General features: G+C 65.1%; 21 protein-coding genes and 1 pseudogene. 10 read left to right on the top strand and 12 right to left on the bottom strand.

Annotated elements, in window-relative coordinates:
* The 8 genes from kdpB to PJ259_RS05105 all read right to left on the bottom strand — a co-directional run bounded on the left by kdpB (position 1) and on the right by PJ259_RS05105 (position 9293).
* Positions 1–2031, bottom strand: coding sequence for a potassium-transporting ATPase subunit KdpB (kdpB, locus tag PJ259_RS05140; RefSeq protein ID WP_271654977.1), 2031 nt, complete (start codon positions 2029–2031; stop codon positions 1–3).
* Position 2032: 1 nt separating this feature from the next.
* A complete protein-coding gene (gene kdpA, locus PJ259_RS05135; protein WP_271654976.1) occupies positions 2033–3730 on the bottom strand; it encodes a potassium-transporting ATPase subunit KdpA in 1698 nt (565 codons plus the stop codon).
* Positions 3731–3739: 9 nt separating this feature from the next.
* On the bottom strand, positions 3740–3829 hold the full coding sequence (locus PJ259_RS05130; RefSeq protein ID WP_017640468.1) for a potassium-transporting ATPase subunit F: 90 nt from the start codon (positions 3827–3829) through the stop codon (positions 3740–3742).
* A gap of 142 nt (positions 3830–3971) precedes the next feature.
* Complete coding sequence (locus tag PJ259_RS05125; protein WP_271654975.1) at positions 3972–4190, bottom strand: hypothetical protein; 219 nt, start codon at positions 4188–4190, stop codon at positions 3972–3974.
* 331 nt (positions 4191–4521) lie between these two features.
* A complete protein-coding gene (locus PJ259_RS05120; RefSeq protein WP_271654974.1) occupies positions 4522–4734 on the bottom strand; it encodes a hypothetical protein in 213 nt (70 codons plus the stop codon).
* Between the two features lie 155 nt (positions 4735–4889).
* Positions 4890–7490, bottom strand: coding sequence for a bifunctional aconitate hydratase 2/2-methylisocitrate dehydratase (gene acnB / locus PJ259_RS05115; protein WP_271654973.1), 2601 nt, complete (start codon positions 7488–7490; stop codon positions 4890–4892).
* A gap of 358 nt (positions 7491–7848) precedes the next feature.
* Positions 7849–8580, bottom strand: coding sequence for an aspartate/glutamate racemase family protein (locus PJ259_RS05110; protein ID WP_059315016.1), 732 nt, complete (start codon positions 8578–8580; stop codon positions 7849–7851).
* An 8-nt stretch (positions 8581–8588) separates the two neighbouring features.
* Positions 8589–9293 (bottom strand): GntR family transcriptional regulator, encoded by a 705-nt coding sequence (locus tag PJ259_RS05105; RefSeq protein WP_271654972.1) that lies wholly within the window; start codon positions 9291–9293, stop codon positions 8589–8591.
* Positions 9294–9590: 297 nt separating this feature from the next.
* Here PJ259_RS05105 and PJ259_RS05100 point away from each other — a divergent pair, with 297 nt between their 5' ends.
* The 3 genes from PJ259_RS05100 (at position 9591) to PJ259_RS05090 (ending at position 12294) form a co-directional block, all read left to right on the top strand.
* Positions 9591–11036, top strand: a complete 1446-nt coding sequence (locus PJ259_RS05100; RefSeq protein WP_271654971.1) for an NCS1 family nucleobase:cation symporter-1 — start codon at positions 9591–9593, stop codon at positions 11034–11036.
* 96 nt (positions 11037–11132) lie between these two features.
* The gene (locus PJ259_RS05095; RefSeq protein ID WP_271654970.1) at positions 11133–11609 is read left to right on the top strand and encodes a DUF1289 domain-containing protein; all 477 of its coding nucleotides are present in this window, start codon (positions 11133–11135) and stop codon (positions 11607–11609) included.
* A 73-nt stretch (positions 11610–11682) separates the two neighbouring features.
* On the top strand, positions 11683–12294 hold the full coding sequence (locus tag PJ259_RS05090) for a tRNA-(ms[2]io[6]A)-hydroxylase (protein ID WP_271655832.1): 612 nt from the start codon (positions 11683–11685) through the stop codon (positions 12292–12294).
* Between the two features lie 6 nt (positions 12295–12300).
* On the opposite strand, the gene PJ259_RS05085 is transcribed toward PJ259_RS05090, so the two are convergent.
* Positions 12301–12993, bottom strand: coding sequence for an endonuclease I family protein (locus PJ259_RS05085; protein WP_271654969.1), 693 nt, complete (start codon positions 12991–12993; stop codon positions 12301–12303).
* A gap of 138 nt (positions 12994–13131) precedes the next feature.
* Between PJ259_RS05085 and earP the strand changes: the two are divergent.
* From earP to PJ259_RS05070, 3 genes and pseudogenes are all read left to right on the top strand, one after another.
* Positions 13132–14259 (top strand): annotated as a pseudogene (gene earP, locus PJ259_RS05080) (elongation factor P maturation arginine rhamnosyltransferase EarP); the annotation flags it as partial.
* Positions 14260–14307: 48 nt separating this feature from the next.
* The gene (efp, locus tag PJ259_RS05075) at positions 14308–14874 is read left to right on the top strand and encodes an elongation factor P (protein ID WP_167348583.1); all 567 of its coding nucleotides are present in this window, start codon (positions 14308–14310) and stop codon (positions 14872–14874) included.
* A gap of 122 nt (positions 14875–14996) precedes the next feature.
* Positions 14997–15737, top strand: coding sequence for a sulfite exporter TauE/SafE family protein (locus tag PJ259_RS05070; RefSeq protein WP_271655831.1), 741 nt, complete (start codon positions 14997–14999; stop codon positions 15735–15737).
* Here PJ259_RS05070 and PJ259_RS05065 read toward each other — a convergent pair whose 3' ends face one another.
* Positions 15738–16589 (bottom strand): LysR substrate-binding domain-containing protein, encoded by an 852-nt coding sequence (locus tag PJ259_RS05065; protein ID WP_271655830.1) that lies wholly within the window; start codon positions 16587–16589, stop codon positions 15738–15740. It abuts the gene before it with no gap.
* A gap of 100 nt (positions 16590–16689) precedes the next feature.
* On the opposite strand from PJ259_RS05065, the gene PJ259_RS05060 reads away from it, so the two are divergent.
* Together PJ259_RS05060 and PJ259_RS05055 are read left to right on the top strand one after the other, a co-directional pair.
* On the top strand, positions 16690–16941 hold the full coding sequence (locus PJ259_RS05060; RefSeq protein WP_271654968.1) for a DUF1127 domain-containing protein: 252 nt from the start codon (positions 16690–16692) through the stop codon (positions 16939–16941).
* 33 nt (positions 16942–16974) lie between these two features.
* A complete protein-coding gene (locus tag PJ259_RS05055; protein WP_271654967.1) occupies positions 16975–18174 on the top strand; it encodes a winged helix-turn-helix domain-containing protein in 1200 nt (399 codons plus the stop codon).
* A 34-nt stretch (positions 18175–18208) separates the two neighbouring features.
* On the opposite strand, the gene PJ259_RS05050 is transcribed toward PJ259_RS05055, so the two are convergent.
* Positions 18209–19555, bottom strand: coding sequence for a class II 3-deoxy-7-phosphoheptulonate synthase (locus PJ259_RS05050; protein ID WP_271654966.1), 1347 nt, complete (start codon positions 19553–19555; stop codon positions 18209–18211).
* A 113-nt stretch (positions 19556–19668) separates the two neighbouring features.
* Here PJ259_RS05050 and PJ259_RS05045 point away from each other — a divergent pair, with 113 nt between their 5' ends.
* Positions 19669–20418, top strand: a complete 750-nt coding sequence (locus PJ259_RS05045) for a spermidine synthase (RefSeq protein WP_271654965.1) — start codon at positions 19669–19671, stop codon at positions 20416–20418.
* 281 nt (positions 20419–20699) lie between these two features.
* Positions 20700–22406 (top strand): DEAD/DEAH box helicase, encoded by a 1707-nt coding sequence (locus PJ259_RS05040; protein ID WP_059315007.1) that lies wholly within the window; start codon positions 20700–20702, stop codon positions 22404–22406.
* 65 nt (positions 22407–22471) lie between these two features.
* On the opposite strand, the gene PJ259_RS05035 is transcribed toward PJ259_RS05040, so the two are convergent.
* The gene (locus PJ259_RS05035; RefSeq protein WP_059315006.1) at positions 22472–23854 is read right to left on the bottom strand and encodes an adenylate/guanylate cyclase domain-containing protein; all 1383 of its coding nucleotides are present in this window, start codon (positions 23852–23854) and stop codon (positions 22472–22474) included.
* Between the last annotated feature and the right edge of the window lie 24 nt (positions 23855–23878).

Raw genomic sequence — 23878 nt, 5'->3', positions numbered from 1 at the left:
TCAGACCAGACCCAGGGCGCCGAGCGCCAGGTCGATAGCTTTGATGCCGATGAAGGGCACGGCGATGCCGCCCAGCCCATAGATCAACAGGTTGCGGCGCAAGAGGGCGGCAGCGCTGGCGGCCTTGACCCGCACCCCGCGCAATGCCAGGGGAATCAGCGCGACGATGATCAGGGCGTTGAACACGATGGCCGAGAGGATGGCGCTCTGCGGACTGGCCAGGTGCATCACGTTGAGCGCGTTCAGCTGCGGATAGATGCCGGCGAACAGCGCCGGCAGGATGGCGAAGTACTTGGCCACGTCGTTGGCCACCGAAAAGGTGGTCAGGGCGCCGCGGGTCACCAGCAGCTCCTTGCCCACCTGCACCACGTCGAGCAGCTTGGTAGGGTCCGAATCCAGGTCCACCAGGTTGGCGGCCTCGCGGGCGGCCTGGGTGCCGTCGTTCATCGCCATGCCGACATCGGCCTGGGCCAGAGCAGGGGCGTCATTGGCGCCGTCGCCGCACATGGCCACCAGCTTGCCTTCGGCCTGTTCGCTGCGGATGCGCTCCAGCTTCTTCTCCGGGGTGGCTTCGGCGATGACATCGTCCACGCCCGCCTCGGCGGCGATGGCGGTGGCGGTCAGGGGGTTGTCGCCGGTCACCATCACGGTGCGGATGCCGAGGGTCCGCAGCTCGGCGAAGCGCTCGCGAATCCCCGGCTTGACCACGTCCTTGAGGTGGATGGCGCCCAGCAGCCGGCCTTCGCCGCAGACCAGCAGCGGGGTACCGCCACTCTTGGCGATGGTCTCGATCTCCCGGGCCAGCACCTCCGGCAGGTCGGCGCGGGTCTGGCCGAGAAACATCAGCACGGCGTCCACTGCCCCCTTGCGGTACTCACGGCCCTGCCAGTCGATGCCCGACAGGCGCGTCTCGGCGCTGAAGGGGATGGGCGCGACCTGGGCGCGTGGCGGCTCTTCCAGCGGGTGCAGGTTGCGCAGGTACTCAACTACCGAGCGGCCTTCCGGGGTCTCGTCGGCCAGCGATGCATAGAGGGCACCCTCGGCCAGGGCCTTGGGGGTGATGCCCTGGGCGGCGTACAGGGCGCTGCAGCGGCGGTTGCCGAAGGTAATGGTGCCGGTCTTGTCCAGCAGCAGGGTATGGACGTCCCCGGCGGCCTCCACGGCGCGACCCGAGGTGGCGATCACGTTCAGCCGCACCAGGCGATCCATGCCGGCGATGCCGATGGCCGAGAGCAAACCGCCGATGGTGGTGGGGATCAGCGTCACCAGCAGGGCCACCAGGAACAGCAGCGGCAGCTCGCCACCGGCCAGGGCGGCGAAGGGCTGCAGGGTCACCACCACCAGCAGGAAGATCAGCGTCAGGCCGATCAGCAGGATGTCCAGCGCGACCTCGTTGGGGGTCTTCTGGCGCTTGGCGCCTTCCACCAGGGCGATCATGCGGTCCAGGGTCGATTCGCCAGGGTTGGCGGTGATGCGCACCCGGATCCAGTCCGACACCACGCGGGTATTGCCGGTGACTGCCGAGCGATCGCCGCCGGATTCACGGATCACCGGCGCCGATTCACCGGTGATGGCCGCCTCGTTGACCGCGGCCACGCCCTCGATGATCTCGCCGTCGCCGGGGATCAGCTCGCCGGCTTCCACCCGCACGATCTGCCCCTTGCGCAGCGAGCTGGCCGGCACCATCCGGTTCTCGCCGTTTTCCTCAAGGCGTGCGGCGAGATTCTGGCCAATGCCCTTGAGGCTGTCGGCGCGTGCCTTGCCGCGGCCTTCGGCGAGGGCTTCGGCGAAGTTGGCGAACAGCAGGGTGAACCACAGCCAGAGGGTGATCTGCACCGCCACCCCGGTGCTGACGCCATTGTTCGGCGCCAGGCACAGCAGGGTGGAGAACAGCGCGGTGATCTCCACCACGAACATTACCGGCGAGCGGATCTGCTGCCGCGGGTCGAGCTTGACGAAGGCCTGCCGCAGCGCCTGGCGCCAGAGGTTGCCAGGAGTGGGCGTGGGCAGGGTGTGGGTCTGGGCATCCATTTCAGCGGACTCCGAACAGTTGCAGATGGTCGGCGATCGGCCCCAGGGCGAGCGTCGGCAGGAAGGTCAGGCCTCCCACCAGCAGCAGGGTGATCACCAGCAGGGTGATGAACAGCGGGCCGTGGGTGGGGAAGCTGTTGGGGCCGAGCGGGACGGCGCGCTTGGCCGCCAGGCTGCCGGCAATGGCCAGGACCGGCAGGATGTAGCCGAAGCGACCGATGAGCAGCGCCAGGCTCAGCATGAGGTTATGGAAGGGCGTATTGGCGCCGAACCCACCAAAGGCCGAGCCGTTGTTGGCCGTGGCCGAGGTGTAGGCATAGAGCAGCTGGCTGAAGCCATGGGGGCCCGTGGCCGCGATGCCAGCTACACCAGCCGGGACGCTGGCGGCGATGGCGCCCAGCACCAGCACGCCCAGCGGCATCACCAGCAGGGTCGCCACCAACAGCCGCACCTCGGGTGCCTCCAGCTTCTTGCCCAGGTACTCCGGCGTGCGGCCGACCATGAGGCCGGCGATGAAGACGGCGATCAGCACGTTGAGCAGCATGCCGTAGAGACCGGCCCCGACGCCGCCGAATATCACCTCGCCGAGCATCATGTTGAACAGCGCGATCAGTCCGGTCAGGGGTGCCAGGCTGTCGTGCATGGCATTCACCGAGCCGTTGGACGCGGCGGTGGTCACCGTCGCCCAGAGTGCGGAGGCAGTCCCGCCCAGGCGCGTTTCCAGGCCTTCCATCGAGGCTCCCTGGGTGATCGCCAGATTGGCCAGGGCCGGGTTGGCCTGGCTCTGTGCGGCGATGGCGACCGTGGCGCCGATGGCCAGCAGGCCGAACATGGCAGCGAAAATCGCCCAGCTCTGCCGCCGATCCTTGACGTAGTGACCGAAGCTGAATACCAGTGCCGCCGGGATCATGAGGATGGCGGACAGCTCCAGCAGATCACTGAGCGCCGTGGGATTCTCGAAGGGATGCGCGGAGTTGACACCAAAGAATCCGCCGCCATTGGTGCCTAGCTGCTTGATGGCGATCTGGCTGGCGGCTGGCCCCAGCGGCAGCGTCTGGGTCGCGCCCTGCAGGGTGGTGGCGTCGACATAGGGCATGAAGGTCTGGGGCACGCCCTGCCAGATCAGCAGCAGTGCCAACGGCAGGCACAACGGCAGCAGGATATAGAAGACCACCCGGAACAGGTCGACCCAGAAATTACCGATCTCCTGGGCGCTACGCCGGGCGATGCCGCGCGCCAGGGCGGCGAGCACCGCCACGCCTACCGAGGCGCTGACGAAGTTCTGCACGCCCAGGCCGACCATCTGGCTGAAGTAGCTTAGCGAGGCCTCGCCGCTGTAGGCCTGCCAGTTGGTGTTGGTCACGAAACTGATGGCGGTGTTCAGCGCAAGCGTCCACTCCAGGCCAGGCAGCTGCTGCGGATTGAGTGGTAGACCGCCCTGCAGCAGCAGGATGGCGAACAGCAGTCCGATTCCCAGTCCGTTGAACAGCACCAGGGCGATGGCATAGGTGCGCCAGCCCTGGCCACGGCCGTCGGTGCCCACCACCTTGAGCGTCAGGCGCTCCAGAGGTGCGCCGACAAAGCTCAGCCAGGTCCGCTCGCCTTCCAGCGCACGGTAGAAGTAGCGCCCCAGGAAGGGCGCGGGAAGAAAGGTCAGGACCAGGAAGGCCAGGATCAGGAATGCGGCTTGGGTGTCCATGCCGCCTCCCTAGGAGCGGCCGGCGCGCAACAGCGCCGCCAGCAGATAGACGAACAGACCCAGTGCCAGAAGCAGGGCCAGAAGATTCCAGGGGGTCATCACGAGTTCTCCAGAGACGGCAGCTGCCGCGTGGAGAAATTGTCGGGAGGAGGGGCGTAAAGAAGCGAGGCGGGGAAGGTTGGCGGGGCGTAAAGAAAGCGTCAAATCGGCCCCGCCCGCCAGTGCTGGCGGGGCCTGAGGACTATTGCTTGGGTGCGTTCTGCTGTTCTTCCTTGGCCTTCTTGTTGGCCTCGTGGTGACCGATGGCGCAGCCTGCGGCGGCACCGGCAACGCCGTGACCCCCGGCGACATGGCCTGCTGCGCCGCCGACCACGGCGCCCTTGACGCAACCGGCGGCGAAGACGGCTTGGCTAGCGCCGAGTAGCAGAGCGGAAAGGGCAAGGGTAGGCAGGAGTTTCATGGTGGCGACCTCTCGTGGGTGCGAAGTAATGTCCTGTAACAATTGACCTTCACCAGCCTCGCCAGTTCTCCTGCGCTACAGCTTGGCTACCAAGTCGTCCTGGACGCCATTAATCACCTGGGTCGTCGGCGGACTATCGATATCGCGGCCATGGGCTGCTCCTACAGCCATACCTGAAGCTGTAGGAGCGGCCCATGGCCGCGATACGGACTGTGGGCTTGGGGAGAACGTGAAGAGTCTGCGTTAAAGCCGTCTCACGCGTCGTGCGAGCGGCTGCTCCGACGGGTGGTCGTGATGCTGATAGCGACTCCTGGAATGCGCCTTATCGCATTCAGGAATGACCGTGCTGCTGTTCTTCCTTCGCCTTCGCCGCCAGGTGATGGCCGATGAAACAGCCGGCGACTGCGCCGGCGATGGCGTGGTGTCCGGCCACATGCCCCGCCGCGCCGCCAACCACGGCGCCCTTGATGCAACCCGCTGCCATCGTCGTCTGGCTGAGACCGAGCAGCAGGGTGGAAAGGCTCACGATGACAAGACGTTTCATGGGGGTGATCTCGGCATAAGGAAACCTAAAGGTAGGGCGTTTGGATTAACCGCCGCTTAAGACCGGCTCAGGGGAAGGAGCCGTCCTGGCCCACCGTGATCGCCGGGCAATAAAAAACCGCCCCTAAGGGCGGTTTTCAGTACCGAACGCTAGCGTCAGACTTCGACGGCGGCGATACGGGCTTTCTCGGCGCTTTCGCGGAATTCGGCGATCTGATCGAAGCTCAGGTAGCGGTAGACGTCCGCCGCCATGCTGTCGATGCTCTTCGCGTATTCCATGTACTCCTCGACGCTAGGCAGCTTGCCCAGGATCGAAGCCACCGCGGCCAGTTCCGCCGAGGCCAGGTAGACGTTGGCGCCGTCGCCCAGGCGGTTGGGGAAGTTACGGGTGGAGGTGGAGACCACGGTGGCGTTGGCGGCCACACGGGCCTGGTTGCCCATGCACAGCGAGCAGCCCGGCATTTCCATGCGCGCGCCAGCCTTGCCGTAGATGCCGTAGTAGCCTTCCTCGGTCAGCTGGTGCTGGTCCATCTTGGTCGGCGGCGACAGCCACAGGCGGGTCGGAATCGAGCCCTTGACCTTGTCCAGCAGCTTGCCGGCAGCGCGGAAGTGACCAATGTTGGTCATGCAGGACCCGATGAACACCTCGTCGATCTTGTCGCCGGCCACCTGGGACAGCAGGCGGGCGTCATCCGGATCGTTGGGCGCGCACAGAACCGGCTCGTTGACCTCGGCCAGGTCGATCTCGATGACTTCGCTGTATTCGGCATCGGCATCGGCAGCCAGCAGTTCCGGGTTGGCGATCCAGGCTTCCATGGCACGCGCGCGGCGTTCCAGGGTACGGGGATCACCGTAGCCTTCCTCGATCATCCAGCGCAGCAGGGTGATGTTGGACTGCAGGTACTCGGTGATGGACTCGGGCGACAGCTTGATGGTGCAGCCGGCAGCGGAACGCTCGGCGGAGGCATCGGACAGCTCGAACGCCTGCTCCACGGTCAGGTCTTCCAGGCCTTCGATCTCGAGGATGCGGCCGGAGAAGATGTTCTTCTTGCCCTTCTTCTCGACGGTCAGCAGGCCCTTCTGGATGGCGTAGTAGGGGATGGCATGCACCAGGTCACGCAGGGTGATCCCGGGCTGCATCTTGCCCTTGAAGCGCACCAGTACCGACTCGGGCATGTCCAGCGGCATCACGCCGGTGGCAGCGGCGAAGGCCACCAGGCCCGAACCGGCCGGGAAGGAGATGCCGATCGGGAAGCGGGTGTGGGAATCGCCACCGGTGCCGACGGTGTCGGGCAGCAGCATGCGGTTCAGCCAGCTGTGGATGATGCCGTCGCCAGGACGCAGGGAGACACCGCCACGGGTACGGATGAAATCCGGCAGGGTGTGGTGGGTCTTGACGTCGATGGGCTTGGGATAGGCCGCGGTGTGGCAGAAGGACTGCATCACCAGGTCGGCGGAGAAGCCCAGGCAGGCCAGGTCCTTCAGCTCGTCACGGGTCATCGGGCCAGTGGTGTCCTGGGAGCCGACGGTGGTCATCTTCGGCTCGCAGTAGGTGCCGGGGCGCACGCCCTCGACGCCGCAGGCCTTGCCGACCATCTTCTGCGCCAGGGTGTAGCCCTTGGTGCTTTCGGCCGGCTGGTCCGGCTTGTTGAACAGGTCGGACGGGCCCATGCCCAGTTCGGCGCGCGCCTTCTCGGTCAGGCCGCGGCCGACGATCAGCGGGATACGGCCGCCGGCGCGGACTTCGTCCAGCAGCACGGGGGTCTTGAGTTCGAAGGTGGCGACGATTTCATCGCTGCCATGACGGGTGACCTTGCCAGCCTTGGGGTAGACGTCGATGACGTCGCCCATTTCCAGGGCGGATACATCGAACTCGATCGGCAGGGCGCCGGCGTCTTCCATGGTGTTGTAGAAGATCGGGGCGATCTTGGAACCGAAGCAGAAGCCGCCCGCGCGCTTGTTGGGCACGTAGGGGATGTCGTCGCCGAAGAACCACAGCACCGAGTTGGTGGCGGACTTGCGGGAAGAGCCGGTACCGACCACGTCACCGACGTAGGCGACCGGGAAGCCCTTGGCACGTACTTCCTCGATCTGCTTCAGCGGACCGATGCTGCCTTGCTGCTCGGGCACGATGCCGTCGCGAGCCATCTTCAGCATGGCCAGGGCATGCAGCGGGATGTCCGGACGCGACCAGGCGTCGGGCGCGGGGGAAAGGTCGTCGGTGTTGGTTTCGCCAGGCACCTTGAACACGGTCAGGGTGTACTTCTCGGCGATTTCCGGACGCTTCTTGTACCACTCGCCTTCGGCCCAGGACTGCAGGACAGCCTTGGCGTGGGTGTTGCCGGCCTTGGCCTTCTCGGCCACGTCGTGGAAGGCGTCGAACATCAGCAGGGTGTGCTTGAGTTGCTCGGCGGCGACGGCGGCCAGTTCGGCATCGTCCAGCAGCTCGACCAGCGTGGCGATGTTGTAGCCGCCCTGCATGGTGCCCAGCAGTTCGGTGGCACGCTGCTTGGAGATCAGCGGGGACTGGGCCTCGCCCTTGGCGACGGCGGAGAGGAAGCCGGCCTTGACGTAGGCGGCTTCGTCGACGCCCGGCGGGACGCGGTTGGTAATGAGGTCGACGAGGAAGGCTTCCTCACCGGCAGGGGGATTCTTCAGCAGTTCGACCAGACCGGCCGTTTGCTCGGCGTTCAGCGGCTGGGGCACGATGCCTTGGGCGGCACGCTCTTCTACGTGGTTACGATAGGCTTCAAGCACGGGTTGACCCTCATCAGTGGTCCAATATTGCGTCCGGGGGCTGGCGCCCCGAAATGTATCCGGCAGGGTATGACGGGGGAGGCTGCGGGCAGGACCGCCGTCGCGCCGGACGCATTCCGCTAGAAGCTGTTTTCAAAGTTTTACGCCGGCTCCTGCTGGGCAGGTCGGGCAGCAGGGCGGTTGATGAGGCCGCCGCTGCCCGGAGGGTCGCCGGAAACTTTGCTCGTGACGCTTTGAAAACAGCTTCGTATCGGACATTGCGCCTATAAGGCTGCCTAATTCTACGCCAAGCCTCTGGCGAAGTTAAGCGCTGCGTTGTCGCATCGTGTGCGTCACGAGGTTGGACCCTGGCGGTAGCCTAGCGGCCGAGATGCGCGAAGCGTCCGGTGAAGGGCTTGGCGATGGGGTAGGCCAGATCGCCGTGCTTGCTGGTTCCCAGGCCCAGGTCGACCAGCGACTCGGCCAGCTTGACCGCGGCGCTGACGCCTTCGATCACCGGGACACCGATGGCCTCGCTCAAGGCTTCGCGCAGATCGGCCATGCCGCCGCAGCCCAGCACGATGGCGCCGGCACCTTCCTCGTCACGCGCCCGACGCCCTTCGGCGGCGATCAGCTCGATCAGGCTGTCGTCCGCGTCTTCCAGTGCCAGCACCGGCAGATCGATGCAGCGCACCGAGGTGCACAGCTCGGCGAAGCCATATCGCTGCAGCAGATGCTCGGCAATGATGCGCGTACGGGTGAGGGTGGTCACCACGGCGAAGCGGGTGGCCAGCAGGCTGGCCAGATGGAAGCCGGCCTCGGCGATGCCGAGCACTGGCCCCTTGGCCATTTCCCGTGCCGCGAGCAGGCCTGGATCGCCAAAGCAGGCGATGACATGGGCGGCGCAGCCGGCTTCGACGCCCTTGCGCATCTCCTCGATCACTCCGACCGCGGCCACCGCCTCGTCATAGTGACTTTCGATGGAGACCGGGCCGGCTTCGGGATTGCTGGCGAGAATGGTGGTGCCCGGGCGGGCGATGGCCTGGGCTGCGCGGCCGATCTTGGCGGTCATGCCGGCGCTGGTATTGGGGTTGATGACCTGAATCTGCATGGGACGCCTCAACTGCGTTTGAAGATGCTGCGGAAATCGGGCTCGGCGGCCACGGGCCGGTCGATCCTGAGGGATTCACGGATCAGGCGCAGGTGCTGCGCCATCCAGTCGCTGGCGGCCGCGCCCTGACCCTCGGCGAGCAGGTCCAGCAGCTCGCCGTGCTGGCCGCAATCGCAGCCCAGACTGTGGCGTGAGCCATAGATGGCGATCAGCAGCGATGAGCGACTGGCCAGCTGGGCGACCTGTTCGGTCAGTACCTGATTGTCGGCCAGGGCCGCGAGTTCGACGTGGAAGCGCGCGGACAGCTGGATCGCCAGGCTGTGGCGCCCGCCATGCTGGGCCTCGTGCTCCTCGCTACAGAGTTGCCGCAAGGGCGCCAGTTGGGCGCTGTCGACCTGGGCGGCCACCAGGGGCATCAAGGCGGGTTCGATCAGCTGGCGCGCAGCCAGGATGTCCTGGGCTTCCTTGGCGGTGGGTTGGGCGACCTGGGCGCCGCGATTGGCGCGCAAGGTCACCAGTCGCTCCAGGGCCAGCCGCTGCAGCACCTTGCGAATACCGGTGCGGCTGATGTCGAAGGTCTCCGCCAGGGTGTCTTCCGGCAGCCGAGTGCCTGGGGTCAGTCGATGCTCGACGATGGCGTCGAGAATGTCCTGGTAGATCCGCTCGTCCCGGGGAGAGGCGGCAACGGCGAGTGGTGAAGGGGCTGCACCCATGGGCTGACTCCGGCGATTTGGATGAATTGTATACAGAAATGCCGCGCGCGACGATGGGTGAGAAACACCACCCCTGTGCGCCAAGGTAGCGCCTGGCTGCCACCAAACGCCCCAGGGAAGTGCGTTTCTGGTAGCACTCTAAGACCCATGGCAAAGCGCTTCATTCAGAAAATCTGTTGTAGGGCCAGGAAGTTAACGCCTTTCCGAAGTAGCTGGCACGGTCCCTGCCTGGCGGATTGTATACAAGATCAGATAGGCCCCGTATGCAGGTGCCTGTCACCACGGAGGAGGCGATCCATGACCCAGCAGCGTCCCGCGGGCTACAGCCCACGTCTGTATAACGAAGATCTCGGGCCGGTCGAGCAGAAGTGGAGCTGGTACAACATCTTCGCCTTCTGGATGAGTGACGTGCACAGCGTCGGTGGCTACGTCTTCGCCGCCAGCCTGTTCGCCTTGGGCCTGGCCAGTTGGCAGGTGTTGATCGCCTTGCTGGTGGGCATCTGCATCATTCAGGTGATCGCCAATCTCGTCGCGCGGCCTAGCCAGCAAGCCGCCGTACCCTATCCGGTGATCTGCCGCCTGGCCTTCGGCGTCTTTGGCGCGAACATCCCGGCAGTGATCCGGGGCCTGATCGCAGTGGCCTGGTACGGCATTCAGACCTATCTCGCCTCCAGCGCGCTGGTCATCGTGGTGCTCAGATTCTTTCCGGCCCTGGCCGCCTTTGGCGACACCAGCTTCCTGGGGCTGTCCTATCTCGGCTGGATGGGCTTCCTCACCCTTTGGGTGCTGCAGGCCTGCGTCTTCTGGGCGGGTATGGACTCCATCCGCCGTTTCATCGACTGGGCCGGTCCCGCCGTCTATGCGGTGATGTTCCTGCTCGCCGCCTGGATCGTCTGGCGCGCAGGCTGGAGCAACATCAGCTTCACCCTGGCGGAAAAGCAGCTCACTGGCTGGGCCGCATTCTGGCAGGTGATCATGGCCATCGCCCTGGTGGTGTCCTATTTCTCCGGTCCCACCCTCAACTTCGGGGACTTCAGTCGTTATTGCCGTTCCATGCAGGACGTACGTCGGGGTAACTTCTGGGGCCTGCCGATCAACTTCCTGGCCTTTTCGCTGGTCACCGTGGTGATCGTCTCCGGCACCTTGCCGGTGTTCGGCGAGATGATCCACGATCCCATCGCCACCGTGGCCCGTATCGACAACACCACCGCCGTGCTGCTGGGTGCCTTCACCTTCATCACCGCTACCATCGGCATCAACATCGTCGCCAACTTCGTCTCACCCGCCTTCGACTTCGCCAATATGGCGCCCAGCAAGATCAGCTGGCGCGCCGGTGGCATGATCGCCGCGGTGGCCTCGATCTTCATCACGCCCTGGAATCTGTTCAACAATCCCGAGGTGATCCATTACACCCTGGATGTGCTGGCCTCCTGCATCGGCCCGCTGTTCGGCATTCTGCTGGTGGACTACTACCTGCTGCGCAAAGGCCGGATCGAGGTCGCTGCCCTGTTCGACGACACCCCCGAGGGTGCCTATTGGTACAGCGGTGGCGTCAATTGGGTCGCGGTGCAGGCGCTGGTGGCGGCCGCGCTGATCGGGCTGTGCTTTACCTTCGTGCCCTGGTTCAAGCCGATCGCCAATTTCGCCTGGTTTACCGGCTGCTTCCTTGGCGGGCTGTTCTTCTATGCCTTGAGTCGGCGGAGCGCCAATCCGCTGTCGGTCCGGGGCGCGGCGGCAGTGTGATCGACCCGCTGATCCTGCAAGACCGGCACGGGTAACCCGCGCCGGTCATTGGCGTTTCCGGCTAGACTAGACGTTTTGCTCCAAGGCTTGCCGTCCATGCCCGCTCCTGTCATCAAGACGCCCTGCGTCGGCCTGTGCTCGACGATGTTCGGCGACCACGTCTGCCGTGGTTGCAAGAGATTCCACCACGAGGTAGTGAACTGGAATCTCTACGGCGAGGACGAGCGCCGCGCCGTCTGGGCGCGTCTCGAACTGCTGCTGGTGCAGGTGGTGTCGGCCAAGGTCGATGTCTTCGATCCGGCTTTGCTGCGTCAGCAGCTGCAGCAGCGCAGCATCCGCTTCCGGCCGGACCAGTCGGAATATTGCTGGGCCTATCAGCTGCTGGCTCGCGGTGCGCGGCATATCCAGCAGCTGGATGCCTATGGTGTGCGCCTGCTGCCGGAATTTCGCGAGCGGCCCCTGGCCGATCTGCGTGACGCCATCGACCGGGAATTCTTCCTGCTCTCCGAAGCCCACTACGACCGCTATATCGCCCCGCGCTTCCTGCTCGAAGGCGTGGACAGTCGCGTCTGAGCGCTGGCAGGCGAGCGGCGCTGCCCAGGCGCGCGCCTTTCTCTATAATGCGCGGCTTTTGCACGGGATTACGCTGATGTCCTTGCCCGAGATGAACGAATTCCTCGGTTGCCGTACGCCGGATGCCTGGGTCGAAGCCGCGCTGCAGGATCTGCCGACGCTGCTGCAGGACCATGCCAACAACGAGAAGAAGGCCGCCGGCGCCGCCTTCCACTATCTGTTCACCTATTCCAATCGCGCCGAACTGTCCTGGAAGATGTCGCGCATCGCCCGCGAGGAGCTGCGCCACTTCGAGCAGGTGCTGCAGATCATGAAGCGTCGTGGCATCGAGCACCGCAATGTCAGCTCGGCGCGTTACGCCGGCGCCCTGCGCAAGCTCTGTCGCAATCACGAGCCCCTGAAGCTGACCGACAGCCTGGTGATCGGGGCCTTCATCGAGTGTCGCTCCTGTGAGCGCTTCGGCGCCGTGGCACCCCACCTGGACGAGGAGCTGGGCAAGTTCTACAGCGGCCTGCTGGCCTCCGAGGCGCGGCATTTTCAGGACTATCTCAAGCTCGCCTACCTCTATGGCGAGCGGGACGACGTCGATGCCAAGATCGCCGAGGTCCGCGCGCTGGAAGTGGAGCTGATCAGCTCCAGCGACCGCGAGATGAGATTCCACAGCGGTATTCCAACCGCTGCCTGAGTCGCGCTACTTGCAGGCCTTGGTCTGACCGACGTAGGGATTGCCGTGGCCCATGATGCAGGCCAGGCGCTGGTTGCGCTGGCGCTCCCAGGCCTCGGGCGGGTACTGCTTGGTCCAGGCGCTGTAGAGCTGGCGGTCCTGCTTGGACAGGCGCAGGCCGTAGCGGTCGCTCATGTAGAAGTAGGTACGGGCGACCATGCCGCGGATCTCCGGGCGCGGCATGGCGGTCTTGGCCTTGAAGTCCACCACCATCTGGCAGGCGCCGTACTGGGTCGCCTTTTGCGGCAGCCAGCCAAAGGCGAAGTTGCTGCGGTCGCCATTGACCTCGCCCACCACCGGCACCAGGTTGAAGAGGTCGGCCTCGGCCTTCTGGTACACCGGGTCCTTGGCCGTGCAGTTCTTGCGACCGCCTTTCTGCCAGCACTGGCGCTGGTGACCAATCACCCAGGCGGGGACGATGTGTTCCCATTCGATGCGGCTGGCGCGCTGGGCGCTCTTGCGCGGGACGTAGCCACAGCTCTTGAGATCCACGGTCTTGCCGCTGTAGTGGCAACCGCAGTAGAAGTCCACGCCCTGCGTGGCATAGACCTTGGCTGCGACCACCTTGGCTTCGCTGAAGGTACGGGGCGGTTGAGGCGTCGCCAGGGCGCTCAGGGAAGCCAGGGTCAAACAGAACAGCAGGGCAGAGCGCAACGACATGGAGAATCCGTCCGAAAAAGCGCGGATACTACCGACCCGCACAGGGTCGCGATGTGACTGGGTTCACTGGAAGCCGTCCCGCATCGCACCGCTGGTGAAGCGGAACCCGATTCGATATCAATGACTTAGAGGTAAGGCATGGCAGCCTGGGACATCTTCTGCACGGTGGTGGACAACTATGGCGACGCAGGCATCACCTGGCGCCTGGCCCATCAGTTGGTGGCCGAACACGACCAGCAGGTCCGCCTCTGGATCGACGACCTCTATCCCCTGGCGCGCATCCAGCCCGGCGTGGACAGAGCCGCCGAACAGCAATGGCACCGGGGGGTGGAGGTCCGGTTATGGCGTCCTGACTGGGCCGACGCCGAATCCGGTGACGTGGTGGTGGAAGCCTTCGCCTGTCAGTTGCCGGAAGGTTTCATCACGGCCATGGCGCGCCGCGCCGAGCGCCCGCTATGGCTCAATCTGGAGTACTTGAGCGCCGAGGAGTGGATCGAAGGCTGCCACGGCTTGCCTTCGCTGCAGCCCACCGGACTCAACAAGTATTTCTTCTTTCCCGGCTTCACCCTCAAGGTGGGCGGGCTGTTGCGTGAGCGCGGACTGCTCGGCGAGCGCGACGACTTCGTCGCCGATCCTGCGGCCGCGGCGGCCTATCTCGCCGGCCTGGGCGTCCAGCGTCAAGCGGGCGAGCGGCTGTTCTCGCTGTTCGCCTACGAGAATCCCGCACTGATCGACTGGCTCGATGCCCTCAGCGCGGGAACCCAGCCCACCTGTCTGCTGGTGCCCGAGGGCCGGGTACTGGCCAACGTCGCCGCCTGGCTGGGGGTGGACTGGCTCAAGGCCGGTGATAGCCATCACCGGGGCGCGTTACGGGTGCAGGTACTGCCCTTCGTTTCCCAGCAGGACTACGACCGACTGCTCTGGTGTTGCGATTTCAACGCCATTCGCGGTGAGGACTCCTTCGTTCGCGCGCAGTGGGCCGCGCATCCCTTCGTCTGGCACATCTATCCGCAGGAGGAGGACGCGCACTTCGTCAAACTGGAGGCCTTTCTCGGGCGCTATACCGAGGCCGCCTCGCCTGAACTGGCAGCGGCGGTCACCGCCTTCTGGCTGGCCTGGAACGGCCGCGGTGACCTGGCCGCAGCCTGGTCAGCTCTGGAGGCGCAAGGGGCGGCGTGGCGTCTGCTGGCGCGTGATTGGAGCGATCGGATGGCTTCTCACAGCGATCTTGCTGCCAGCCTGGTGCATTTCCACTCAGATTGGCTATCATATGGCGCCTCGAAATCCCGTTCTTCCATCCATACGGATAACCGCATGAAAACCGCACAAGAGTTCCGTGCCGGCCAAGTGGCCATGATCGACAACGCTCCCTGGGTCATCCAGAAAGCTGACTACAACAAGTCCGGCCGTAACGCTGCAGTGGTCAAGATGAAGCTGAAGAGCCTGCTCTCCGGCAGCGCGACCGAGACCGTCTTCCGTGCTGACGACAAGCTCGAGCCGGTCATCCTGGATCGCAAGGAAGTGACCTATTCCTACTTCGCCGATCCCCTGTACGTCTTCGTCGACGCCGACTACAACCAGTACGAAGTCGAGAAGGACGACCTGGGCGAAGCCCTGGCCTTCATCGAAGACGGCATGACCGACGTCTGTGAAGCCGTGTTCTACAACGATCGCGTCATCTCCATCGAGCTGCCGACCACCATCGTGCGCCAGATCGCCTACACCGAGCCGGCCGTTCGCGGCGATACCTCGGGCAAGGTTATGAAGACCGCTCGCCTGAACAACGGCTACGAGCTGAAGGTATCCGAGTTCTGCGATATCGGTGATCACATCGAGATCGACACCCGTACCAACGAGTACAAGTCGCGCGCCAAGGTCTAAACCAGGCGTCTCGATAAAAAGCCCGGCTCGCCGGGCTTTTTGCTGTCTGGGCGCCTGTGTCGTAGCGCCCCGGCTGACCTCTTCGTATCCATTCATCCCTGGATAGTGCTGCTGTGGAATTGCTGCCTGAGCTTTTGATCGATGTCGTCCTCGGCACGGTGCTGGGCGTGGTGGGTGGCCTCTTCGGCATCGGCGGTGGGTTGATCGCCATTCCGGTGCTGGCCCTGCTGTTCGGCCTCGACCAGCAACTGGCCCAGGGCACCGCCCTGGTGATGGTGGTGCCCAACGTGCTGCTGTCGGTCTACAAGTACAACCAGCGCAATCGTATCGACTGGCGTCGCGCCGCCTTGCTGGCGGGCGCGGGCATGGTCTCGGCACTGGTAGGCACCGTGCTGGCGGTATCCCTGGACGCCCGCTCGATGCGTCACGGCTTCGTGGGCTTCCTGCTGCTGCTGGTCCTCTACAACCTCTGGCAGCTCTATCGCCGCGGCCAGCCGCCCTTGACCGCGCCCAGCCGGCTGGGCCTCGGCGTGCTGGGGTTGGTGGCTGGTCTGGTCGGTGGCCTGTTCGGCGTGGGCGGCGCGGTCATCGCCACCCCGATCCTGGCCGGCGTCATGGGCATGACCCAGGTCGCGGCCCAGGGCATGTCCCTGGCCATGGCGCTGCCCACCACGGGTGTCACCCTGGCCAGCTACGCCTGGCACGGCGAGGTGGATTGGCACGTGGGCATCCCGCTGGCGGTGGGTGGGCTGCTCAGTGTGAGCTGGGGCGTGCGCCTGGCCCACCAGCTTCCCGAGCGGCTGCTACGCTTGCTGTTCTGCGGTTTCCTGCTGCTGTGTGCGGTGCTGCTGGCGCTGCGCTGACTATTGCCGAAAGCCTTCGGCGATGTGCTCGGCGAGGGTGTCGATGATCGGCGAAGCGCTGCGGGGATTGCGCAGCAGTTCGATGGAGCAGGCGGGCAGGTCCGGCATGCCATCGGCTTCGCTCAGCCGCCGCAGCTCATTGGGCAGCAGGCTTTCCAGTTGCGCGGTGACCGCCAGGCCCGCCTTGACGATGCCCAGCAGCGCCGCCAGGCTCGGGCTGCTGTAGGCCAGGCGATAGCCGCGTTCACGAGTGTCCAGCGCACGCCGGGCCCATTCGCTGAGAAAGCACGAGGTATTGAACATGGCCAGGGGCAGCGGGTCACGCTGATGGACATCGAAGCCGGGCGCCTCGGCCCAGATGAAGCGCTCCCGGCGCAGCGGCAGCCCGATCTCGTTGCCAGGCTCGCGGGTAACGATGGTCAGATCCAGGTCCTGGCGCTGCAGTAGGCCGGCGCTGGGCTCGCAGTGCACGTCCACCTGCACCAGCGGGTAGGCCTTGGCGAAGCCTGCGAGAATCCCTGGAATGAACCTCATGACATAGTCGTCCGGCGTGCCGATGCGCACCGTACCCACCATGTGCGGCTCACGCAGGGTCGTCATGACTTCGCCGTGCAACTTGAGGATTCGCCGGGCATAGCCCAGCAGAATCTGACCTTCCGCCGTCAGCCGTACCTGGCGCCCATCTCGCTCGAACAGCCGGCGCTGCAGCAGGTCGTCTTCCAGCTTGCGCATCTGCATGCTCACCGCGGACTGGGTACGGTTGACCACTTCGGCCGCACGGGTGAAGCCGCCCTGATCGGCAATAGCGACAAAGGTACGCAGCAGATCGGTCTCTATGCTCGGATAATTCATGGCATCAATCAGGTGAATGGGTTGCATTAGAAGGATTCGTTGGATTGATGTTATCCGGGCTTTCAGACTTGAGCCATACCCTTGCAGAAGGAGATTCACCATGGCTCAGCTTGCTCACCACAGGCATTCGTCCACTCGCGTCCGTGAGTTTCCGGACGTCAGGTTTCGTTTGCGTCGGATCCTGGTCTGGCTGCAGCGGGCAGTGCAGGTCTCCCGTCAGCGCCGGGCCCTCTATCGGCTGGATGAAGGCGCACTGCACGACCTGGGTCTGAGCCGCGCCGATGCCTGGCAGGAGGCTGACAAGCCGTTCTGGCAGCAGCCTGCAGAGGAGGGCGACCGCCAATCCTGCTAGGGTGGAGGATCACCTCTTTAAGCAGGAGCTCGGATGGATAGCCTTTCCCTGCGCGAGGCCCGGCGCCTGGCCTTGCGTGCCCAGGGTTTCGGTAGCCAGCCCAAGGGTGGCGCCGGCCTGGCCGCCCTGTACCGCCAGGCTGCACGCCTCAACGTGCTGCAGATCGACTCGGTCAATGCCCTGGTCCGCTCGCACTATCTGCCGCTGTTCAGTCGCCTGGGACGCTATGACCTTGCCGACTTCGACACCCTGGCCTGGGGCCCGGGCAGGGCGCGACAGCTCTATGAATGCTGGGCCCATGAAGCCTCCCTGGTGCCTGCGGAGGTCTGGGCCGAATTGCGCTGGCGCCGTGAGCTGGCCCGTCAGGGCATCGGCATCTATCGGCAGCTGGCGCGTTTCGCGGCCGAGCAGCCGCAGCTGGTGGCCCAGACCCTGGAGGCGGTGGTGCAGCGCGGCGCCCTGGGCGCCGGCAGCCTGGCGAAGCGGGTCGATCAGGCCGGTCCCTGGTGGGATTGGAGCCCGGGCAAGCTGGCGCTGGAGTGGCTGTTTGCCGCCGGCGAGATCACGGTGGCTGGGCGGCGGGGCTTCGAGCGGCTCTATGACCTGCCGGAGCGGGTCCTGCCGGCGGCGACCCTTGCCGCGCCTGCGCCGACACCGGAGGCGGCGCGCCGGGCACTGCTGCTGCGCAGCGCCAGAGCCCTGGGCGTAGCGACCGAGGTCCAGCTGCGTGACTATTTTCGATTAAGTCCGGCCGAGGCCCGTCAGGGCATCGCCGAATTGCAGGAGGAGGGCGGCCTGCGGCCTATTCAGGTACAGGGCTGGGCGAAGCTCGCCTATGTCGCGGACACCCCAAGCCCCGGGCGGCCGGTACGCGCCGCGGCGCTGCTGTCGCCCTTCGACTCCCTGGTCTGGGAGCGTGAACGTACCGAGCAGTTATTTGGTTTCCGCTATCGGCTGGAGATCTATACACCTGCGCCCAAGCGGGTCTATGGCTACTACGTGTTGCCCTTTCTCTATCGCGAACGCCTGGCGGCGCGAGTGGATCTGCGAGCTGAGCGAGCAGCCTCACGGCTGGCGGTGCATGCCGTGCACCTGGAGCCGGCGGGGCTGGATGACGAGGGGCGCGCTGCCCTGGCAGGACAGTTGCGTGCGCTGGCGGACTGGCTGGGCCTGGCGGAGGTAGCGCTGCATGGTCCGGCCAGCCTGCTGCAGGAGGCACTGGCGCGGCACTAGGAGGTCGCCGCGCAGGCGACCTCCCGACCTCGACTCAGCGGCGAATGCCCTTGAGGGTCTCGGCGATCATGAAGGCCAGTTCCAGGGACTGGTCGGCGTTCAGGCGCGGGTCGCAGTGGGTGTGGTAGCGATCGGAAAGGGCGTCCTCGGTAACCGGACGGGCGCCACCGATGCACTCGGTGACGTTCTGGCCGGTCATCTCGATATGGATGCCGCCGGCATAGGTGCCCTCGGCCTTGTGTACCCCGAAGAATTCCTTGACCTCGCCCAGCACGCTGGCGAAATCCCGGGTCTTGTAACCGCTGGACGCCTTGATGGTGTTGCCGTGCATGGGGTCGGAACTCCACAGCACCTGGCGGCCCTCGCGCTCCACGGTCTGGATCAGGCGCGGCAGGTGATCGCCGACCTTGCCCACGCCCATGCGCACGATCAGGTTGAGACGACCCGGATCGTTCTCGGGGTTGAGGGTGTCGATCAGCCGGATCAGGTCTTCGCTGGTGGTGGAGGGACCGACCTTGACACCAATGGGGTTGTTCACGCCGCGCAGGAATTCGACATGAGCACCGTCAGGCTGGCGGGTGCGGTCGCCGATCCAGAGCATGTGCGCGGAGCAGTCATACCAGTCGCCAGTCAGGCTGTCGCGGCGGACGAAGGCTTCCTCGTAGTTGAGCAGCAGCGCCTCGTGGGCAGTGAAGAAATTGGTTTCCTTGACCTGGGGCGCGGTGTCCAGGCCACAGGCGCGCATGAACGCGAGGGTCTCGTCGATGCGATCTGCCAACTGGTGGTAGCGGTCGGCCAGGGCCGAATTGGCGATGAAGTCCAGGTTCCAGCGGTGCACCTGGTGCAGGTCGGCGAAACCGCCCTGGGCGAAGGCACGTAGCAGGTTGAGGGTCGCGGTGGACTGGTTGTAGGCCTGGATCAGGCGCTGCGGATCCGGGATACGGCTGCCTTCGGTGAAGTCGATGCCATTGACGATATCGCCACGGTAGGCGGGCAGGGAGATGCCATCCTGGACCTCATCGTTCGAAGAACGCGGCTTGGCGAACTGCCCGGCCATGCGGCCAACCTTGACCACCGGGCAACCGGCAGCGAAGGTCATGACCACGGCCATCTGCAGCAGCACCTTGAAGGTGTCGCGAATCTTGCCGGCGGAGAATTCGAAGAAGCTTTCCGCGCAATCACCACCCTGCAACAGGAAGGCCCGGCCCTGGGTGACCTCGGCGAATTGCCGGCGTAGTTCGCGGGCTTCGCCGGCAAACACCAGCGGCGGATATCCGGCGAGGGTGCGCTCGACGTCGGCGAGGCGGGCGTGATCGGGGTATTCGGGCTGCTGCTGGATGGGCAGGCCTCTCCAGCTGGTGGGGCTCCAAGGCGCGGACATGGCTCTCTCTGCGGTGGTTCGATGAAGCCTTTCATACTAACCGATGAAGGGTGTAACGCTCGATAGACAGTGCCCATCGCAGATACCATGGGCGCCTATAGAGGAGGGCAGTGATGGCCGAGACGGAAGTGTTGCTGGAAGAGGTCATCGATGACCATGGACGGATCCGGGTGGTCGAGGTGGGGCCCTATCGCTTCCTGGAGTTCGGTGAGGAGGTGGAACAGAGCTGCGTCTTCACGCAGGACCCGGCTTGGCTGGAATACGATTACAACCGGGCCATGCTGTTGGGCGCGCTCTGCCATCCGCAGCCGCGACGGGCGCTCTTTCTTGGACTAGGCGCCGGCACCCTGACCCAGGCCTGTCTCAAGTGGCTGCCGCTGGAAGCGGTGGAGGCACTGGAATTGCGTCCCGCGGTTCCGCGCCTGGCGCGGCAGCACCTGGGGCTCGGCGAGGATCCGCGGCTGCAGATCCGGATCGGCGATGCCCTGGAGCTGCTCGACAGTGCAGAGCCGGCCGACCTGATCTTTGTTGATCTCTATACCGATGTCGGCCCGTCCAGTGCTCACCTGGCCTGGCGCTTCCTGGAAAACTGCCAGGCCAAGCTCAATCCGGGCGGTTGGCTGATGATCAACCAGTGGAGCGCTACCGACGGCAAGCCCCTGGGCGCCGCGTTGCTGCGCGGGCTGTTCCGCCATCATTACTGGGAGTGCCCGGTGGTGGAAGGCAATGTCATCCTGCTGGTGCCGGCCAGTCTGGAACAGGAGCTGGACCAGCACGAGACGCGGCGGCGCGCAAGGGAGTTGACCCTGCAGATAGGCTTCGATGTGGAGTCCTACCTGGACAACTTGCGTGCGGCAACCTGACCATCAAGATAGACCAAGGTTCTCTGGAGAAATGTCCAGGGTTCGGGTATTATTCGCCCCGGTCTTTTTGACCTTCCGTTCAGGAACTGCATTCTCCCGGTCCGCCACCATGGCCACGCCGGTCGTGCGTTCGCCCGACGGCGAACAATCCTAGACGCTTCACCCCCTTTCATCCGCTATTTCGCAAAAAGCTCACACCTTGGCTGCCTGGGCGACTTCGGTCATTCGGATAAGCGCAGCTCTTGGCTTTGGGGTCTTTGCGAAGCACACGAGGCAAGACAATGACCCAGGACATCAGCAATTTCGCTGCGCTCAATCTCAATCCCGCCATCCTCGCCGCCATCAAGGCCGTCGGCTACGAAGAGCCGTCGCCCATCCAGTCGCAGTCCATTCCGGTGATCCTCGCCGGCCACGACATGATTGGCCAGGCGCAGACCGGTACGGGCAAGACCGCAGCCTTTGCTCTGCCGCTGCTCTCGCAGCTCGACCCGTCCCGTCGTGAACCCCAGATTCTGGTGCTGGTTCCTACCCGTGAACTGGCCCTGCAGGTCGCTACCGCCTGCGAAACCTATTCCACCGAGATGCCCGGCGTGAAGGTCGTGGCCCTCTACGGCGGCGCGCCCATGGGGCCGCAGCTGAAGTCCCTGCGCATGGGTGCCCAGGTACTGGTCGCGACCCCCGGCCGCCTGTGCGACCACCTGCGCCGTGACGACAACCTGCTGGCCACCGTTCAGCGTCTGGTGCTCGACGAGGCCGACGAGATGCTCAAGCTGGGCTTCATGGACGACCTCGAATTCATCTTCGAGGCCATGCCGGAAACCCGCCAGACCGTACTGTTCTCGGCGACCCTGCCGCCGTCGATCCGTGCCATCGCCGAGCGCCACCTCAAGGAGCCGCAACACGTCCGTATCGCGGCCAAGACCCAGACCGTCGCCCGCATCGAGCAGGCGCACCTGATGGTCCATGCCGACCAGAAGCCGGCCTCGGTGCTGCGCCTGCTGGAAGTGGAAAACTTCGACGCCCTGATCGCCTTCGTGCGGACCAAGCAGGCGACCCTGGATCTGGCTGAACTGCTGGAACGCCAGGGCTATCGCGTCAGCGCCCTGAACGGCGACATGCCCCAGGCCCAGCGCGAGAAGACCATCGAATCCCTCAAGGACGGTTCGCTGGACATCGTGGTCGCCACCGACGTCGCGGCCCGTGGCCTGGACGTGGCGCGCATCACCCACGTGCTGAACGTGGACATGCCCTACGATCCCGAATCCTACGTGCACCGTATCGGCCGTACCGGTCGTGCCGGGCGTGAAGGCCGCGCGCTGCTGCTGGTCACCCCGCGCGAGCGTCGCATGCTGCAGGTCATCGAGCGCGTGACCGGTCAGCGCGTTGGCGAGATCCGTCTGCCCGACGCCGAAGCCGTGCTGGAAGCTCGTATCTCCCGTCTGGCCGATGGCGTGGGTTCGCTGCTGGCCGATGCCGACGCCACCCACGGCGCGCTGCGTCAGGAGCTGTGCGAGCGTCTGCAGTGTGATCCTTCCACCCTGGCGGCCGCGCTGCTGGCCAAGCTGACCAGCGGCCGTGCCCTGGACCTGGAGTCGGTGCGCCGTGAGCAGCCGCTGACCCCCGGCGCCGGCCGTGGCGAGCGTCCCCGTGGCGAGCGCAGCGAGCGTGGCGAACGCCCTGACCGTGGCGGCGAGCGCGGCGAGCGTCCCGATCGTGGTGAGCGTCGTCCGATGCAGCCCCTGCCGGAAGGCCGCGTCCGCTGCCGCACCGCCCTGGGCGCGCGCGATGGCGTTGCTGCCAAGAACCTGCTGGGTGCCATCATCAATGAAGGCGGCATGGATCGCGAGGCCATCGGCCGCATCCAGATCCGTGACTCCTTCAGCCTGGTGGAGCTGCCCGAGGAAAACCTGGAGCGTCTGCTGACCAAGCTCAAGGACACCCGCGTGGCGGGCAAGGCCCTGCGCCTGCGTCGTTATCGCGAGGATTGATCCCCGCGGTCACATGAAAAAGCCCCGGATATCCGGGGCTTTTTTCTGCCTGCAGGAAAGCGGTTCTAGAAGATCACCTTGTCCTTGAGCTTCTCCGCCGCCAGCTGCAGCGCCTGGATGACCCGCTCCTTGTCGTAGTTCTGGATGTTGTTGGTATCCAGGTACATGGAGAAGCCCGGCAGCTCGTGCTCGACATAGCTGGGCGAGGCGCCCAGGTCGCGACGGAAGTCGACCACCTGGTAGATCTGTACCGGCTTGCTGAAGCCCTTGACGGTGATCCAGCTCTTGTCACGGCACATGATGGTGTCCTTGATCAGCGAGTAGGTCTCGTGGCTGATCAGGATCTCGCCGGCGTCCGCGGCGTTTTCCAGGCGGCTGGCCAGGTTCACTTCGCGACCGATGATGGTGTAGTCCATGCGCGTGCTGGAGCCGAAGTTGCCGACCGTGCAATAACCGGTGTTGAGGCCCATGCGGATTTCCAGGGGCTTGTTGATGCCCTGGCTGCGCCACTGCTGGCGCAGCACCTTCATGTGCTTGCGCATGGCGATGGCCATGGAGACCGCGGCCACGGCGTCCTTCTTGGCGCCCTGGCTGTTGGCGTCGCCAAAGAACACCATGACGCAGTCGCCAACGAACTTGTCGATGGTCCCGCCGTATTTCACGGCGATCTTCGACATTTCGTTGAGGTAGTTGTTGAGCATGTCGGTGAGGGCTTCGGCCTCGAGTTCTTCGGACAGCTCGGTGAAGCCCTTGATGTCGGAGAAGAACACCGTGATCTTCTTGCGCTGGGTGCCCAGGGCGATGTGCTGCTTGCCGGTGAAAATGGACTCCCACACCTGAGGGGAAAGGTATTTCGCCAGGTTGTGCGCGAGGATCGCGGACTTCTCCTGCTCGCGCTTGAGGTCGTCGTTGATCTGTATGAGACGCTTGCGCTGCCGATGCAGGAAGTAACCGGTCCCCCAGAGGTGCAGCATGGTGCCCACCACGCTGGTGACGGCCACCAGCAGCGGACTGGTGAGGTCGACGCCCTGGAAGAAGGTGGCACTGCCCAGCGCCGCGGCACTGGTGGCGAACAGCAGGCAGAGACCGAGCAGGCGCGGACCGCCTCGCAACATGCTGGTGTAGCCCAGCATGAACAGCAGCATCAGGGTGGGCATCAGCGGGAAGCGCAACACCACCGCGGCCATGCCGACATGGATGGCATCGATGGCGGCCAGCAGGATATCGGTCTGGGCGCCACGATCGCGCCTGAGCTTCAGGCTCAGGGTCTGGGCGACATGGGGATAGAGCAGGGCATAGGGGATCAGCCACAGGCCCACGGCATCGGCTTGGGTGTAGTAACCCGCGGTGACGCTGGCGGCGGCGATCAGATAGGCGAATACCCGAGCGTAGTAGACGCCCAGGCTGTCACCGGATGCAGCGAGGAACCGGTTGAGCGCAAACTTCATCTGTCGGGTCCGTTTCGAAAAAGG

It is taken from the genome of Pseudomonas sp. JBR1 (assembly GCF_028198185.1).
In the GTDB taxonomy this organism is placed as follows: Bacteria; Pseudomonadota; Gammaproteobacteria; order Pseudomonadales; family Pseudomonadaceae; genus Chryseomonas; species Chryseomonas oryzihabitans_E.
The sequence above is the reverse complement of the archived record's forward strand: the minus strand, read 5'-3'. Positions and strand labels throughout refer to the sequence as shown.